This window comes from Intestinibacillus sp. Marseille-P6563, from assembly GCF_900604335.1.
Classification (GTDB): domain Bacteria; phylum Bacillota; class Clostridia; order Oscillospirales; family Butyricicoccaceae; genus Butyricicoccus_B.
The window spans coordinates 1210776-1226424 of record NZ_UWOD01000002.1; the positions used below are offsets into that span (position 1 = coordinate 1210776).

General features: G+C 56.7%; 15 protein-coding genes and 1 pseudogene. 6 read left to right on the forward strand and 10 right to left on the reverse strand.

Annotated features, from left to right (window positions below; translation table 11 throughout):
- Positions 1-25: 25 nt before the first annotated feature.
- Together spoIID and EFB11_RS14155 are read left to right on the forward strand one after the other, a co-directional pair.
- Positions 26-1036, forward strand: a complete 1011-nt coding sequence (spoIID, locus tag EFB11_RS14150) for a stage II sporulation protein D (RefSeq protein ID WP_164706786.1) — start codon at positions 26-28, stop codon at positions 1034-1036.
- A 65-nt stretch (positions 1037-1101) separates the two neighbouring features.
- Complete coding sequence (locus tag EFB11_RS14155; protein WP_122790814.1) at positions 1102-1866, forward strand: M23 family metallopeptidase; 765 nt, start codon at positions 1102-1104, stop codon at positions 1864-1866.
- 41 nt (positions 1867-1907) lie between these two features.
- On the opposite strand, the gene EFB11_RS14160 is transcribed toward EFB11_RS14155, so the two are convergent.
- The 8 genes from EFB11_RS14160 to EFB11_RS14195 form a co-directional block, all read right to left on the reverse strand.
- Positions 1908-3101 (reverse strand): iron-containing alcohol dehydrogenase, encoded by a 1194-nt coding sequence (locus tag EFB11_RS14160; protein ID WP_122790816.1) that lies wholly within the window; start codon positions 3099-3101, stop codon positions 1908-1910.
- 124 nt (positions 3102-3225) lie between these two features.
- The gene (locus tag EFB11_RS14165) at positions 3226-4131 is read right to left on the reverse strand and encodes an RnfABCDGE type electron transport complex subunit B (protein ID WP_122790818.1); all 906 of its coding nucleotides are present in this window, start codon (positions 4129-4131) and stop codon (positions 3226-3228) included.
- A 26-nt stretch (positions 4132-4157) separates the two neighbouring features.
- Entirely contained in the window at positions 4158-4748 is a 591-nt protein-coding gene (gene rsxA, locus EFB11_RS14170) for an electron transport complex subunit RsxA (protein WP_122791327.1), read from the reverse strand.
- A gap of 42 nt (positions 4749-4790) precedes the next feature.
- Positions 4791-5420, reverse strand: coding sequence for an electron transport complex subunit RsxE (gene rsxE / locus EFB11_RS14175; RefSeq protein ID WP_122790820.1), 630 nt, complete (start codon positions 5418-5420; stop codon positions 4791-4793).
- Positions 5421-5441: 21 nt separating this feature from the next.
- Positions 5442-6020, reverse strand: coding sequence for an RnfABCDGE type electron transport complex subunit G (locus EFB11_RS14180; RefSeq protein ID WP_164706787.1), 579 nt, complete (start codon positions 6018-6020; stop codon positions 5442-5444).
- 1 nt (position 6021) lies between these two features.
- Positions 6022-7032: an RnfABCDGE type electron transport complex subunit D gene (locus tag EFB11_RS14185; protein WP_122790824.1), complete on the reverse strand. Its 1011-nt coding sequence runs from the start codon at positions 7030-7032 to the stop codon at positions 6022-6024.
- Positions 7033-7046: 14 nt separating this feature from the next.
- A complete protein-coding gene (rsxC, locus tag EFB11_RS14190; protein ID WP_122790826.1) occupies positions 7047-8435 on the reverse strand; it encodes an electron transport complex subunit RsxC in 1389 nt (462 codons plus the stop codon).
- A 299-nt stretch (positions 8436-8734) separates the two neighbouring features.
- Positions 8735-9802 carry a sensor histidine kinase gene (locus EFB11_RS14195; RefSeq protein ID WP_164706788.1) on the reverse strand — a complete coding sequence of 356 codons (1068 nt, stop codon included), beginning with the start codon at positions 9800-9802 and terminating at the stop codon, positions 8735-8737.
- A 246-nt stretch (positions 9803-10048) separates the two neighbouring features.
- Here EFB11_RS14195 and gap point away from each other — a divergent pair, with 246 nt between their 5' ends.
- Positions 10049-11077, forward strand: coding sequence for a type I glyceraldehyde-3-phosphate dehydrogenase (gene gap, locus EFB11_RS14200; RefSeq protein ID WP_122790830.1), 1029 nt, complete (start codon positions 10049-10051; stop codon positions 11075-11077).
- Positions 11078-11202: 125 nt separating this feature from the next.
- Here gap and EFB11_RS14205 read toward each other — a convergent pair whose 3' ends face one another.
- On the reverse strand, positions 11203-11583 hold the full coding sequence (locus EFB11_RS14205) for a desulfoferrodoxin family protein (RefSeq protein WP_122790832.1): 381 nt from the start codon (positions 11581-11583) through the stop codon (positions 11203-11205).
- A gap of 138 nt (positions 11584-11721) precedes the next feature.
- Complete coding sequence (locus tag EFB11_RS14210) at positions 11722-12225, reverse strand: ferritin family protein (RefSeq protein ID WP_164706789.1); 504 nt, start codon at positions 12223-12225, stop codon at positions 11722-11724.
- Positions 12226-12510: 285 nt separating this feature from the next.
- Here EFB11_RS14210 and EFB11_RS14215 point away from each other — a divergent pair, with 285 nt between their 5' ends.
- From EFB11_RS14215 to nrdG, 3 genes and pseudogenes are all read left to right on the forward strand, one after another.
- Positions 12511-14829 (forward strand): anaerobic ribonucleoside triphosphate reductase, encoded by a 2319-nt coding sequence (locus EFB11_RS14215; RefSeq protein ID WP_122791328.1) that lies wholly within the window; start codon positions 12511-12513, stop codon positions 14827-14829.
- Positions 14830-14926: 97 nt separating this feature from the next.
- Positions 14927-15064, forward strand: a pseudogene (gene nrdD / locus EFB11_RS14220) (anaerobic ribonucleoside-triphosphate reductase); the annotation flags it as partial.
- A gap of 3 nt (positions 15065-15067) precedes the next feature.
- Positions 15068-15577: an anaerobic ribonucleoside-triphosphate reductase activating protein gene (nrdG, locus tag EFB11_RS14225; RefSeq protein WP_122790838.1), complete on the forward strand. Its 510-nt coding sequence runs from the start codon at positions 15068-15070 to the stop codon at positions 15575-15577.
- Positions 15578-15649 lie beyond the last annotated feature (72 nt).

Here is a 15649-nt window from a genome sequence, read left to right on the forward strand (position 1 = left end):
AGCACAAAAGTCAAGGAGGATGAAAATGCGAAAATTTTTGATACTTGGTCTGGTTTTGACCGGCTTTATCTATATTCTCCCGCTGGCAGCCAACCGGCTGGATGGCCAGGGGATTGGAGAGCTGGCGCAAGATGTGCTCAGCGTACATGCAGAATCTTCCGACTCTGCCGCAGCAAACGGCGAAGATGTCAAAATCACCGTCCAGGTGGACGGCAAGACGCAGGAGATGAATCTGGAGGATTATGTCGCCGGGGTAGTTGCGGCAGAGATCTCCCCCAATTTCCCGGAAGAAGCGCTCAAGGCGCAGGCGGTGGCAGCGCGGACCTATGCGGCCTACAAGCAGGCAGCCGGACGTCCGGCCGAACACGAGGATGCCGATGTGTGCGACGATTACCACCACTGCGCCGCCTACATCGACCTGGCTGCCGAGGCGAGCGGCCGCTGGGGCAGCGAAGCCGATACTTATGAGAATGCCATTTTACAGGCCGTAGAGGCTACCCGCGGACAGATCGTTTTATACGAAGATCAACCCATCATCGCTGTGTTCTGCGCCGCAGCGGGCGAAAAAACCGAATCCTCGGCCGATGTCTGGGGTAGCGAAGTCCCCTACCTGACCAATGTGGACAGTCCCGGCGGAGAAGAATGCCCCAAATACAAGGGCGAAGTCACCTTTACCCTGCAGGAATTTCGCGATACCATCGCCAAAGCTTTTCCCTCTGCCGACCTGACCGGCGCACCCGGAACCTGGTTTAAGGCTAGCGTCCGCTCGGCAGCAGGCGGCATCAAAACGGTCAAACTGGGCGGCGTACAGGTCACAGGTGTCGATTTGCGCGAAACGCTGGGGCTCAACTCGACCAACTTTACCATTTCGGTGGAGGATGACAGCATCACCTTCCAAACGACCGGCTATGGCCATGGCGTGGGCCTGAGCCAATATGGCGCCAAATACATGGCCGAACAAGGCAGCACTTATGAAGAAATCCTGGCGCATTATTACACCGGCACCACGCTGGGCACCTGGTCAGGAGTATCCTGATTTTCAAAAAAAACGCGGTATAAGCGGCAAACACCCTGTCCATACTAAGGGCGGAGGTGGAAAATATGCGAAAAGACGGAAGGCATATTGCCGCACGCGCCGCACAGGACAAGGGATTTTACATAATCCTGGTCCTTTGCGTTGCTGCAATTGTGATCTCGGGTTATGTATTGTTTTTTGCGCCGCTGACCAACGGCGCGTCGATGGATGGTGTGGAATACACGCCGGACCTGCCCAAACAGGAGACAGCCTGGACGCCCACGGCGGGCGATGCCGAAACTGAGGACCAGACGGTCGTGGATACGGTACTGCCGGAAGCGACCGAGCCGGTCCTCGAATCCACCGAACCGGTGGAGCCGGTGGAAGAGGAAGCCCCTGCCGAGCCGGAAGAACCGGCGGAGGAATCGCAGGAAACCGCGGCGCCGGTTTGGGTCAAGCCGCTGGACGGTGAAGTCGTGCAGGCCTTTTCGGGCGACGAACTGGTCTATCAGGAAACCTTTGGCGATTGGCGCGTGCATACAGGCGCGGACTATGCCGCCTCGGCGGGCGACCGGGTCTATGCTGTTGCTGACGGCACGGTCACCGAGGTGACCGAAGATGCCCTGTGGGGCACCTGCATCACCTTACAGCTGAGCGATGGCCGCACGGCGGTCTATCGCGGCCTGGCCGAGGACCCCAAGGTCAAAAAGGACAGTTCGGTCAAGGCCGGGGATGTGCTGGGAACGCTGGCTTCGGTCGTCCCGGCCGAAACCGACCAGGGCGCCCATGTGCATCTGGAAATTCTGGATGCCGACGGTCTGCCGACCGACCCCGAACAGGCTGCCGGTTAAACGAGAAGCGCTGCGGCGAATGTGCCGCAGCGCTTTTTTCGTTATTCGGCCAATTTGTAGATCGCGCGGATTTCTTCCTTGCCAAGCGGCAGGTAGCTCTTGACCGTCGCGGTACCGTTCTTGGTGGTCAGGTTGATGATGGCTTCGTAATCCTCGGGCTTGAGACCCAGTTCGGCCAGCGTCACCGGCATACCGATTTCGTGGAAATAGGCCTTCATGGTTTCGATGCCCTGGGCTGCGGTGCGTTCCGGGTGGTCATAGTTCATTTCCACGCCCCAGACGCGGTTCGCCAGCTGGGCAAACTTCATGACATCAATATCCCGTTCCAGGATGAATTTGGCCCATGCCGGGAACAGAACCGACAGGCCTGCGCCATGCGAAACCCGATCATGCAGCGCAGATACCGGATGCTCCAGCTTGTGCACCGGGAAATACCGCGGCTTGCCGCAGCCGGTCAGGTCGTTATGACTGAGCGAGGACGCCCACATCAGGGTCGCACGGGCTTCATAATCGTTCGGGTCCGCGATGGCACGGCGGCCGGCATCGCGTACCGCGATGAGCAGGCCTTCGGCCAAACGCTCGGTCAAATCACAGTCGGGCGTGCCCAGGAAATAGCGCTCCATGGTGTGCATCATAATATCCACAATGCCGCAGCCGGTCTGGAACTTGGAAACCGTGAAGGTGTTTTCCGGGTTCATAAAGGCTACGATCGGGCGCACGGTTTCCGAGGTGATGCCCTGCTTGACCCACGGGGTGACCAAGTCGTTGGTGATAACGTCGGAATTGGACATTTCACTGCCCGCAGCCGCCAGAGTCAGCACCACGCCGACCGGGAATACCTGATCGTCCTCCGGATGGGTGCCGGTCGAAGCATATTGCCAGGGGTCGTTTCCGGTGGCCAGACCAACACCAATGGCCTTGGACGAGTCGATGACACTGCCGCCGCCGACCGCCAGGATAAAATCGACCTTCTCCTTGCGGCACAGTTCGATGCCCTGATGGATAAAGGACAGCTTGGGATTGGGCTCTACCCCGCCCAGTTCGACCCAGCTCAGGCCGGCGCTGTCCAGCGATGCGGTAACTTTATCAAACAGTCCGGTCTTTTTGACCGAGCCACCGCCATAATGGATCAAAACGCGGGTCGCGCCATATTTTTTCAATGTCGGGCCGATCTGCGGCTCGATCTCACGGCCAAAGATGACCTTGGTTGGGGTGCAATAGATAAAGTTATTCATAGTCGCATTCCTCCTGTATTTGGTTTTATTATAGCACGCGCCCGGCCAACAAAAAACCCTTTTGCAGCCGATTGCCAATGGGTAAAGAAAAACGCGCAGGGCGTTGTTCCCTGCGCGTTCGTTTTTATGCCTTGTCTGCCGGCTTTTCAGCCTCTGCTGCCTTGGCAGCAGCTGCCTGCTTTGCCTTTTCAGCCTGTGCCTTCATCATCGCATTGAACTTTTCCTTCTCCTCTGCAGTCGGGATGGGTTCAATACAGCTGCGCGGACATGCCTTTGCACACATCTTGCAGTTCTTGCACTTATCATAATCGATGCGTGCAACGCCGCCTTCGACATGGATGGCGTCAAACTTACAGGTGTTTTCGCACTTCTTGCAGCCGATGCAGGAAACTTCACAAACCTTCATCGCTACCGGACCCTTATCCTTGTTGGTGCAGTTGACATGAACCTTCTTGGACTTGGGTACCAGATCGATCAGCTTCTTCGGGCAAACGGCAACACACTTGCCGCAAGCGACACACTTCTCCGGATCAACCAGAGCCTTGCCGTCCACGATGTGGATGGCATCAAATGCACATTCTGCCACACACGAGCCCAGGCCCATGCAGCCAAATGCACATTCCTTCGGGCCGGAAGCTACACGCATTGCTGCGTTGCAGTCCTTCAGGCCTTCGTACTTGGCCTTGTCGACTGCCTTGCAGCCGCCGGCACAATGTACATGTGCAACCTTGGGTTCCTCGGAAGAAACCTCTACGCCCATAACCTGGGCAATCTTTTCTGCTGCAGCCGCGCCGCCGACCGGGCAGCCGTTGACCGGCGCCTTGCCTTCGACAATGGCTGCTGCCAGGCCGTCACAGCCCGGATAACCGCAGCCGCCGCAGTTTGCGCCCGGCAGGCATTCACGCACCAGCGGAACGCGCTCATCGACTTCAACAGCAAAGACCTTTGCCGCGATGCCGAGCAGGATCGCAAACAGCAAACCCATGATACTCAGGGCAGCAACTGCATAAATGATGTTCTGAATATCCATTTCACACACTCTCCTTTATACAGCGCTTACCAAATCTTCAGACCGGAGAAGCCCATGAAGGACATCGCCAGCAGAGATGCGGAAACCAGTGCAAGCGGGAAACCTTCAAAGCACTTCGGGCACTTTGCCGTCACCGCCAGACGTTCGCGGATGGAGGCAAAGATAACGATTGCAACCGTGTAACCAACGCCAGCGAACACACCGTAAACAACCGAACCGATGAAGGAATAGCCGTTGTCGATGTTGGAGATCGCAGCACCCAGAACCGCACAGTTGGTCGTGATCAGCGGCAGGAAGATACCGAGCGCCTGATACAGCGACGGCATTGCCTTTTTCATGAACATTTCGACGAACTGTACCAGAGTTGCGATAACCAGGATGAAAGCGATGGTCTGCATGTAATCCAGACCCAGCGGGGTCAGGATGAAGTACTGCACGCACCAGGATACGATGGATGCCAGGGCCATAACGAAGATAACCGCCATGCCCATACCGATTGCGGTATCGGTCTTTTTGGATACGCCAAAGAACGAGCAGCAGCCCAGGAACTGGACTAAGATGTAGTTGTTGACGAGGACAGCCGAGATCGCAAGGAACAGAATATCAGTCAGTTCCATGCTGCCCGGCAAGCCTGCCTGTACAGCAGCAAAGTAATTCATTTACTTGTCCCCCTTCTTCTTATTCATGAGGTACTGGATAGCAGCAAAGATGAAGCCCATCATCAGGAAGCCGCCAGCCGGCAGGATCATCATGGTCACCGGATAGGTCGACAGGCCCGGGATCATGATGCCCAGCTTGTCAGCGCCTACATAACCGGACAGGATGGTGCCAGCGCCCAGCAGTTCGCGGGTGAAGCCCATCAGGACCAGCGCAAAGGTAAAGCCGATACCCATGCATACGCCGTCAAGCGCAGAGGGCAGCACTTTATTCTTGGAAGCATAGGCTTCCGCACGGCCCAGGATGATACAGTTTACAACGATCAGCGGCAGGAACAGACCCAGGGACGCTGCCAGGCTGGGCACGAATGCCTGCAAGGACAGATCGATGATGGTAACGAATCCTGCGATGATGGTGATGAATGCTGCGATACGGACCTTATCCGGAATGAACTTACGCAGCAGCGAAATAACCACGTTCGAGCAGATGAGAACTACGGTTGCCGCTGCGCCCATGCCGATGGCGTTGGACAGCGACGTCGTAGTTGCCAGCGCCGGACACAGGCCAATGGTCTGCATAAAGACCGGGTTGTCCAGGAGGACGCCGTTTTTTAACTGTTCGGTAAATTTCATTTTGAATCGTTCCCCCTTTTCTTAAGCTGCCAGGCTCTGCACATAGCTTGCCGCCGTGTTGACTGCCAGGGTTACCGCACGGGAGGTAATGGTTGCACCGGTGATGGAATTGATGGTGCCGCCATCCTTGGTAACTGCCAGCGAGCCATCTGCTGCCTGACCGGCAAACTGCACGATCCAGGTCGGGTCGGACTGTGCCTTTGCGCCCAGGCCCGGGGTCTCTGCGTGCGAGGTGACCTTTGCGCCAGCAACCGTGCCGTCGGTGTTAATGCCGACAACGACGGTCAGCGTGCCGCCGAAACCAGAGGGCAGAACTTCCATACAGTAGCCGACCGTTTCGCCGTCCTTCTGTGCTTCATAGATGTTCTGAATGGCCGGGGTTTCCTTGTCCGGAGCCGGTACTTCCGACGGCTCGGCTTCGACAAACTCTGCATCCGGAATGATCTCTGCCATAGCGGCTGCACGGGTCGCTTCGTTATTCTTGGCAATCTGGGGCGCTGTGACCTGGTTGACAAAACCGAGCAGCAGCGCAGTAATAAAGGTGATGAGGAACAACATCAGGGCAAGCATACCCATGGATTCCTTTTTCGCTTCGCTCATGTTACTTGCCCTCCTTCTTTGCTGCATAGCCGAACTTGCGCGGCAGGCACTTCTGGTCGATCATCCAAACGAGTGCGTTCATAATGAGGATCGAGTAGGAAACGCCTTCCGGCAGGCCGCCGAAATAACGGATAAAGACAGTCAACAGACCGCAGCCGATACCAAAGACGATCTGGCCCTTGGGGGTAACCGGGCTGGTGACATAGTCGGTTGCCATGAAGATGGCGCCGAGCAGCAGACCGCCGGACAGAACCTGGGTCAGCATCCACTGTACGCGGCTGACATCGCCCAGCGGGAACAGGAAGGTCAGGACTGCAACGGTCAGGATGTATGCTGCCGGGATATTGATGGTGATGACCTTACGCCACAGCAGATAAGCGCCGCCGGCGAGCAGTGCCAGGGCACAGGTTTCGCCGATAACGCCGCCGTGCTGGCCAAAGAACAGGTCCATCAGGGTTTCGCTGGGCAGGGATGCGCCGCCCTCTGCCGATGCCTTCATGGAAGCCAGAGGCGTTGCGGTGGAGATAGCGTCGGTCACTTCCACGTTGCCAAACAGCGGGATGTTCTGATGGGGCTGCACCCAGGTGGTCATGAGTGCCGGCCAGGAAGCCATCATGAAGGCACGAGCGCCGAGCGCCGGGTTCATGAAGTTCTTGCCGATGCCGCCAAAGAGCATCTTTACAATAATGATCGCAAAAGCGCCGCCGATCATGGGCATCCAGATCGGAGCCGCAACCGGCACGTTAAATGCCACGAGCACACCGGTTACAACCGCCGAAAGGTCGCCGATGGTCGGAGCTTTATGTACGATTTTGCAATACAGCCACTCAAAAAATACACAGGAAATTACGGTTGCCACCGTGATCACCAGCGCGCGCCAGCCAAACGTGAAGACCGCAACAGCCAGCGCCGGAATCAGCGCCAGAACCACATCCAGCATCAGGCTTCTGGTATCGTCCTCCGCTTTGATGTGGGGCGAGGAGGTGACAACTACTTTACTCAGATCATACATGCGTCCTTACCTCCTTACTTCTTCTCGGCCTCTGCCGCAGCTTCCGCCTTGGCCTTTTCCGCCTCTGCCTTGGCCTTAGCCGCTGCGCGCTGCGCACCCACATGGAACTTGGTCAGACGGAAACGGGCAACCAGCGGGATGCGGGCCGGGCAGACGTAAGCGCACGAGCCGCATTCGATGCAGTCCATGGCACCCAGCTCAACGCACTGGTCGTATTCGCCGGCCTTGCCATAGGCGTTCATCATCATGGGCATCAGGTGCATCGGGCAAGCGTTGATGCACTTACCGCAGCGGATGCAGTTGGGCTCTTCGACACGCTTGTCCTCGTCGCCGCAGAAGGCCAGGAACGCATTGGTGCCCTTAAAGATCGGGATTTCCAGCGAGAACTGAGCAACACCCATCATCGGGCCACCCATCAGCAGCTTGTTCGGAGCTTCCTTGAAGCCGCCGCAAGCATCGATGAGCTTTTCAACCTGGGTACCGATGCGGGTTTCCAGGTTCTTCGGGTTGGCGATCGCCGATCCCGAAACGGTAACAACGCGGCGTACAACCGGCATACCGGTGGTAAAGCGGCGGTAGATCGCGCCCGTGGTGTCCACGTTGAATACCGCGCAGCCAGCGTCTGCCGGCAGCTTGCCCGAGGGAACCTCGCGGCCGGTGCAGGCATTGATGAGCTGCTTTTCTGCGCCCTGCGGGTATTTACACTTCAGGGGGTAAAGCTTCAGGCGGCTGTCATCCTTGATCAGTTCTTCGATCTTGGGGAACGTGTCCGCCTTGTTTTCTTCGATCGCAATGATCGCGTTCTGAACGCCCATGATGTCGGCCAGCATCTTCAGGCCGCCAACCACTTCTTCCGGGCGCTCCAAAAGCAAACGGTGGTCCGAGGTGATGTACGGTTCACACTCCGCGCCGTTAACAATGATCGTATCGCACTTGCCGATACCCGACTGGATCTTGACATGCGTGGGGAACGTCGCGCCGCCGTGGCCGACCATACCGGCCGAACGGATGCACTCAATGCGCTCCTCGTTGCTCATCGATGCGAAATCGTACGGATGGACCGACTCGTGCAGACGGTCTTCCTTGTCGTTTTCGATGACGATGCTCATGACCTTGCTGCCGTTGGGGTGCAGCCGCGGCTCTACCGCGATGACCTTACCGGAAACTGTCGCATGTACGGGGGCGGATACGAACCCGCCTGCCTCTGCGATCATCTGGCCCATATCGACGATATCGCCGACCTTGACAATCGGCTTTGCGGGTGCGCCGATGTGCATGGAGACCGGCAGGATCACCTGGTCGGGCGCCGGCATGGCCTCGATGGGCTTGGTGTTTGTTGCGGCCTTATACCCTGGATCGCTATGCGGACCCGGATGTATGCCGCCACGGAACGTGTACACCATGTAATTCACCTCTCCATTTATTTTGTGTGTACCCAAATAAGCGCCGGGGCCACCGGAATGCCACGGCAGCGGGCGCCTACTTATCACTCATCCGCACAGCCGCGCGGACGTGCAGATGGCAAAGGACACTTTGCCATACAATAAATTATACTAACTTCCCCCCTCAAGAATCAACAGATATATGCAAAAAAAATAAAAAATATGTGGAAAATTTTTGCCCATCTTGCCAACTGGTATAGACGTTGTCTGGCAAACATCAAAAAAGCCCGCCTCCAAAACAGAGGCGGGCATCCTATTTATTATAAGATAGAAAGTTCGATTTCGACCAGGTCCAGGCTGTCATCAGGCAGGCTCTGTCCCAGCTGCGGCGGGTCGGGCGGCAGATCGTCCGGGAAGGACAGACGGAACACCGTCCCCCCCTCCTGCCCTTGCTCGAGCAGGAGCGTGCCGCCATGCCATCCGGCCACCTGCCGCACCAGCGGCAGCCCCAGACCACAGGGCATGCTCTGTTCCATCCAGCCGGCTTCATCCCAGGGCCGCGCCCAATCATGATACAGCCGGCTCAGCTGCTCAGCCGGTACGCCCGGGCCATCGTCCGCAACCACGATGCTCACCCGGCCCTGGCCATGTGTCAGCCGCACACATACCCGACTGACCTCCGGGGTGCGCAGGGCGTTGGTCAACAAATTGAGCAGCGCGCGCAGCAAAAGCGCGCGATCATACGCGACCGGACAGGCATCGGGCGCGTCCACGGTCAGTTCCACCGTTCGGCCGCGCGCCGCACAGGCAGCGCGGCAGCGCTCCACCGCACTCCGGCACAGCTCAGCCAAATCGCCCAATTCCAACTTCATTGCTTCCTCCGGGGCCGCATCGCTTTCCAAAAATTGCAGATGCGCCAAACCACGGTAAATGCGCAGGCTGTCCCGCCGGATGCCGTCGAGCAGACGCTCACTTTTTTCGCCTTGGCTGCCCAGCATTAAATGAACGGCCGCCAAAATATGCGACAGCGAATCGACGATCTGCCGCGAGAAATTGGCCGGCAAATGCGCGGCTTGCTGCTCCATCGGCGCAAAATACAGCAACACGCCCTGCTCGACCGGGCGGACCTCCATACGGTAGGTCTTGCCGTCGATGTCTTCGTGAATGCTGGATTCTCCGCCGGTCGTCTGCACGAACTTCAGCGCCTGCGCGGCACGCTCGCTGAGCACCTCGCCCACCGGCCGCAGCGGCATGCTTTTGAGCAGCCGCCCTGCCCCGGCTGTTTGGGAAATAATGTCCCCGCCAGGGGACACCAGCACGAACGCCGCATCCTCTGCATCCAACATCTCCAGGGCCAGATTTGAAAGGTCGCTGCTTTGCAAATTCATAAAGTTTCTCAAAGTATGCACCGCCATCTTTTTCCCATTTGTATTCATCTTGTGCGTATAACTGACCAGAAAAGCGCCAAGATATTATTATTATAGCATCATGGCTGTATAGTTTGCAAAGAATATTGTGGAAATGGGAGCGTAAATTTGACATTCTTTTCACAAATCCCACTTGCGGAAAATGCAGCAGATGCGGTATAATTTATTCAGCAAAGCTATTAAGGAGTTTTAGGAGGAATTATTGAAATGGCTATCAAAGTTGGTATCAATGGTTTCGGCCGCATCGGCCGTATGGTATTCCGCGCGGGCCTGAAGAACCCGAACATTGAATTTGTTGCGGTAAACGATCCGTTCATGACCCCGGACTACATGGCTTACATGCTCAAGTATGACACCATGCATGGCCAGTACGACGGCACCATCGAATACACCGACGATGCAATCATCGTTGACGGCAAGAAGATCCTCTTCCACGCTGAAATGGACCCCAAGAACATTCCGTGGGGCAAGGACGGCGTTGATTACGTTGTTGAGTCCACCGGCGTATTCCTGACCAAGGAAAAGGCTCAGGCACACATCGACGGCGGCGCGAAGAAGGTTATCATGTCTGCTCCGTCCAAGGACGACACCCCGATGTTCGTTATGGGCGTTAACCAGGACACCTACACCAAGGACATGACCTTTGTTTCCAACGCTTCCTGCACCACCAACTGCCTGGCTCCGATCGCTAAGGTTCTGGACGAAGCATTCGGCATCACCGAAGGCCTGATGACCACCGTTCACTCTGCAACCGGTACCCAGAAGGTTGTTGACGGCCCGTCCAAGAAGGACTGGCGCGGCGGCCGTGCAGCTTGCGGCAACATCATCCCGTCTTCCACCGGCGCTGCAAAGGCTGTTGGCAAGGTTTACCCGAAGCTGAACGGCAAGCTGACCGGTATGTCCATGCGTGTTCCGACCCTGGACGTATCTGTTGTTGACCTGACCTGCAACCTGGCTAAGCCGGCAACCTACGACGAAATCTGCGCTGCTATGAAGGCTGCTTCTGAGAAGCCGATGAGCGAAGGCGGCCTGAAGGGCGTTCTGGGTTACACCGAGGACGACGTAGTATCTTCCGACTTCCTGGGCGATGCTCGCACCTCGATCTTCGACAAGAAGGCTGGCATCCAGCTGACCGACACCTTCGTAAAGGTTGTTTCCTGGTACGACAACGAATGGGGCTACTCCAACAAGCTGCTGATGCTCATCGAGCACATGGCTGAGGTTGACAACAAGTAAGTTGTTCCCCCATTAAACTCTGACTGCGGATCCCCCGTCCTCTCCTGGCGGGGGATCTTTCTTATTCCTCCTTTGTGCCATAAAAAACACCCTGCCCGGCTGGACAGGGTGTTTTCTTTTTCTTTTTATACGTTTGCCTTCCACAGGCCGTGCAGATTGCAGTAAGCATAGGCTGCAACCGGCTTGTCGCCCGCCAGAGCAAATACAGCCTTGGGCTCCTCACCCGGCTTGAGCGCCTTGCGCTGACCGCCATGCTCGGTCTGCAGATAGATCCAGCCAATGAAGTGCTCTTCTGCCATCGGATGGGCTACCGAGCCAACCGAAACAGTTACTTTATCGCCTTCCACCTGGATGACCGGCACATGCTTCTCCTGCGCCGCGTCCACGCTGCCCGGCACCAGCTCGGTCATCTTCTGGCCGCAGCACATCATGGGCACATTGGAATCGTGGATCATGCCTACCAGGTTGCCACAGTGTTCACATACAAAAAAACGGGGTTCACTCATGGAAAACTTCCTCCTCATTCAAACAAAAGGGATATTTGTTACACACTCATTCATAAATAGGAATCATCTTTATTCCTGTCTTTACTATACCCCACCGGCTTTGCCGCGTCAAGTGTATTCTATGTGATTTTGTCACGATTATACAGTTTCCCCCAGCGCGCGCTGAAACAGTTCGATGTGATGCTGCTCATCCTGAATGATACGCTCGATGAGCGCACGCGGCTGTTCGTCCATGCGCGCAGCCAGCTGGCGATACGCGCGGATGGCTTCGCGTTCCCCGGCAATGGCCTGGCGCAGCATTTTGTCCCGGTCCTTTTCATAGGACACCACACCCGACGACCACCAGTGCGGCCGTCCGCCCGCAAAACTCAGGAGTTTGGGGTTGCCGCCATAACGCCCAATCAGCTCGCCCAACCGGCGCAGATGCAAGATTTCATTTTGCGCGATGCACGCAAACAGTTCGGCAAGGTCGGCATCTTCTTCCAGCCGCAGGCTGTTGTAGAAGTATTGCGACGCCGCGGTCAGCTCGCTGTGCGCCCCGGCATACACACCAAACAGTGCCCGCACGAGCGCCGGATTGGAGTTTTGCGCGCCCACTTTGGGCCAGGGCAGCATTAACATGTTATGCACACAGTTATTCACAGTCATCCGCCTCCATTTCGTCTTTGAACAGCTTATGCACAGAGTTATCAATAGGTATATTTTTGGGTGCGAGAAAAAAAACTACAAACTTCGTTCATTCTGCCGAAAGGCTTCCGGTCGCCTTGACAAGGCCGGATAAACAGGCTACAATACTAAGTACAGCTTGTTCTTAAGCACCATATCTTGTGCGGAGGACAAGCTGTACCCACGAAATTTGGTAAAATGGTCGAAATCGGCTGCTTTCTGCCGGTTCCCGTCCTCTTTTGGAGAAAGTAGGCAATGCACATGATAACGCAGATCGTCAAGCGCGACGGCCGCACGGTCGCCTTCGAGCTCGACAAGATCGCGGACGCGATTTTCAAGGCCGCGCAGGCTTCCGGCGGCCGGGATTATGAGATGTCCACCGAGCTGGCCAGCCAGGTCGAACAGGAGCTGGAAGCCGAATCGCTCACCTGCCCCACGGTCGAACAGGTGCAGGACGTCGTGGAAAAGGTCCTGGTCAAAAGCGGCCATGCCCGCACGGCAAAAAAATACATCCTCTACCGCAACGAGCGCACCCGCGTGCGCGAGATGAACACTCGCCTGATGAAAGTTTACGAGGACCTGACGTTCCAGTCCTCGCTCGAAAACGACGTCAAGCGTGAAAACGCCAACATCGACGGCGACACCGCCATGGGCACCATGCTCAAATACGGTTCCGAGGGCGCCAAGCAGTTCTATGACATGTTCATCCTCGACCCCGAGCATTCCAAGGCCCACCGCGAAGGCGATATCCACATCCACGACCTGGACTTTTTAACACTCACCACCACCTGCTGCCAGATCGATTTGCTGAAACTGTTCCAGGACGGTTTTTCCACCGGTCACGGTTTTTTGCGCGAACCCAACGATATCCGTTCGTATTCGGCACTGGCCTGCATCGCCATCCAGTCCAACCAGAACGACCAGCATGGCGGGCAGAGCGTCCCTAACTTTGACTATTCTATGGCGCCCGGCGTAAAAAAGACCTTCCGCCGCGCTTTTACCGATAATTTAACCAAAGCCCTGGAAATTTATCTCGAGCAGGAAGATGGCGAACTGATGAGCAAAGCCATCATCAGTCGCTGCGAAAAGGAGACCGGCAAATGGGCCTGCTTTGCGGGCGACAACGGCTTTGACGAAGCCGTGCGCGCCGTACTCCTCGAGCAGATGGACGAAAAGCTGGCCGATAAAATCCTGCGCTTTGTCCGCAAGTATGCGGTCAAGGAGACCCGCCGCGCGACCTATCAGGCCATGGAAGCGCTGGTACATAACCTCAACACCATGCACTCGCGCGCCGGCGCACAGATTCCGTTCTCGTCCCTCAATTACGGCACCGATACCTCGGCCGAAGGCCGCTTGGTCATGGAATGCCTGCTGCTGGCCACCGAAGCTGGCCTTGGCAATGGGGAAACTTCGATCTTCCCCATCCACATCTTCAAGGTCAAGGATGGCATCAACTTCAACCCCGGCGAACCCAACTATGACCTGTTCCAGCTGGCCATGCGGGTATCGGCCAAGCGTATGTTCCCGAACTTCTCGTTCCTGGACGCGCCGTTTAATCTGCAATACTACAAGCCCGGCCATCCGGAAACCGAATGTGCCTATATGGGCTGCCGCACCCGCGTCATCGGCAATGTGTACGACCCCACCCGGGAAATCGTCAATGGCCGCGGCAACCTGAGCTTTACGTCTATTAACCTGCCGCGCATCGCTATGCGGTCGCACGGCGACATCGATTTCTTCTTCGAAGATCTGGACCGCAAGATCGATCTGGTCATCGACCAGCTGCTGGCGCGCTTTAAAATCCAGTGCCAGAAGAAGGTCCGCAACTACCCCTTCCTCATGGGTGAGGGCGTATGGATCGATTCGGAAAAGCTGAACCCCGATGATTCGGTCGCGGAGGTCCTCAAACACGGTACCCTGACCTGCGGCTTTATCGGTTTGGCCGAATGCCTGAAAGCACTTTTGGGCGTCCACCACGGCGAAAGTGAGGAAGCACAGAACCTGGGCCTTGAGATCGTCAAGCACATGCGGGACCGCATGGACCAGGCATCGCAGGAATATCACCTCAACTTCTCGCTCATTGCGACCCCGGCCGAAGGCTTGGCCGGACGGTTTGTCAAAATCGACCGCGAGCGGTACGGCCTGATCGAAGGCGTGACCGACCGTGAGTATTACACCAACTCGTTCCATGTTCCGGTGTATTTCCCGATCGGCGCGTTTGAGAAGATCCGCCGCGAAGCGCCCTATCATGCGCTGACCAATGGCGGTCACATCAGCTACATCGAGCTGGACGGCGATCCGACCCAGAATCTCGAAGCCTTTGAGCAGGTGGTCCGCTTCATGAAGGAAGCCGGCATCGGCTATGGTGCCATCAACCACCCCATTGACCGTGACCCGGTTTGCGGGTATACTGGAATCATCGGCGATGTCTGCCCCCGTTGTGGGCGGCACGAGGGGGAAGGCGTCCCGCTGGCCAAGCTGCGCAAGCTTGGGCTTTACAAGAACTACAACAGTACGACCATCGGCTATCACGGCGATCCCAGCGAGGAAGCGGACCGCCGGCCGAATCCGGTCAAGTAACTCTCCCGTTATATTTGGAAAGGAAGTCAGCATCATGGCAAAGCAGTTTAAAGTTACCGAAGTCAACGGCGTCGAAATGGTCGGCGAAGGCATTGGTTTTGAGCGCATCCGCCGCATCACGGGTTACCTGGTTGGTACCCTGGACCGTTTCAACAACGGCAAGCGCGCCGAAGAACATGACCGCGTGAAGCATGACGCTTCCTGCTGCTCTCTAACCGGTACTCGTAGCGCATAAAATATGGAAGATTCTTTACGCCTGGCCGGCGTCGTCCGCGAATCGATCGTGGACGGCCCCGGTATCCGGTATACGATTTTTGTGCAGGGCTGTCCGCATAACTGCCCGGGCTGCCACAATCCGCAGACCCACGACTTTGCAGGCGGTACGGACACCCCCATCCAAACCGTACTCGATGAGATCGACGCAAGCCCCTTTCTCAAAGGGGTCACTTTTTCGGGCGGTGAGCCGTTTTGCCAGGCGGCAGGGCTCTTACCCTTGGCCAAGGCCCTTAAAGCCCGTGGCAAGCATCTGATGGCTTATACGGGCTATACCTTTGAAGAACTGCTCTCTCTGAATGATTCGGCTGTCCGGCCCCTGCTCGAGCAACTCGACCTGCTGGTCGATGGCCGTTTTATCGAAGCCGAAAAAAGTCTGGCACTAAAATTCCGCGGCAGTTCCAACCAGCGTGTGCTGGATGTGCCCGCCTCTCTCCAGGCCAATGCTCCGGTTTGGGCAGAAGCCTATCGATAAATACAAAACGCCTGCTTCCGCAGGCGCTTTTTTTATCATCAAAAAACCCCATGGTTTGAAACCATGGGGTTT

Bases quoted from the DNA above. Each gene is read 5' to 3' on its own strand.
- spoIID (WP_164706786.1), top strand. From the start codon at position 26: ATGCGAAAATTTTTGATACTTGGTCTGGTTTTGACCGGCTTTATCTAT.
- EFB11_RS14155 (WP_122790814.1), top strand. From the start codon at position 1,102: ATGCGAAAAGACGGAAGGCATATTGCCGCACGCGCCGCACAGGACAAG.
- EFB11_RS14160 (WP_122790816.1), bottom strand. From the start codon at position 3,101: ATGAATAACTTTATCTATTGCACCCCAACCAAGGTCATCTTTGGCCGT.
- EFB11_RS14165 (WP_122790818.1), bottom strand. From the start codon at position 4,131: ATGGATATTCAGAACATCATTTATGCAGTTGCTGCCCTGAGTATCATG.
- rsxA (WP_122791327.1), bottom strand. From the start codon at position 4,748: ATGGAACTGACTGATATTCTGTTCCTTGCGATCTCGGCTGTCCTCGTC.
- rsxE (WP_122790820.1), bottom strand. From the start codon at position 5,420: ATGAAATTTACCGAACAGTTAAAAAACGGCGTCCTCCTGGACAACCCG.
- EFB11_RS14180 (WP_164706787.1), bottom strand. From the start codon at position 6,020: ATGAGCGAAGCGAAAAAGGAATCCATGGGTATGCTTGCCCTGATGTTG.
- EFB11_RS14185 (WP_122790824.1), bottom strand. From the start codon at position 7,032: ATGTATGATCTGAGTAAAGTAGTTGTCACCTCCTCGCCCCACATCAAA.
- rsxC (WP_122790826.1), bottom strand. From the start codon at position 8,435: ATGGTGTACACGTTCCGTGGCGGCATACATCCGGGTCCGCATAGCGAT.
- EFB11_RS14195 (WP_164706788.1), bottom strand. From the start codon at position 9,802: ATGAATTTGCAAAGCAGCGACCTTTCAAATCTGGCCCTGGAGATGTTG.
- gap (WP_122790830.1), top strand. From the start codon at position 10,049: ATGGCTATCAAAGTTGGTATCAATGGTTTCGGCCGCATCGGCCGTATG.
- EFB11_RS14205 (WP_122790832.1), bottom strand. From the start codon at position 11,583: ATGAGTGAACCCCGTTTTTTTGTATGTGAACACTGTGGCAACCTGGTA.
- EFB11_RS14215 (WP_122791328.1), top strand. From the start codon at position 12,511: ATGATAACGCAGATCGTCAAGCGCGACGGCCGCACGGTCGCCTTCGAG.
- nrdG (WP_122790838.1), top strand. From the start codon at position 15,068: ATGGAAGATTCTTTACGCCTGGCCGGCGTCGTCCGCGAATCGATCGTG.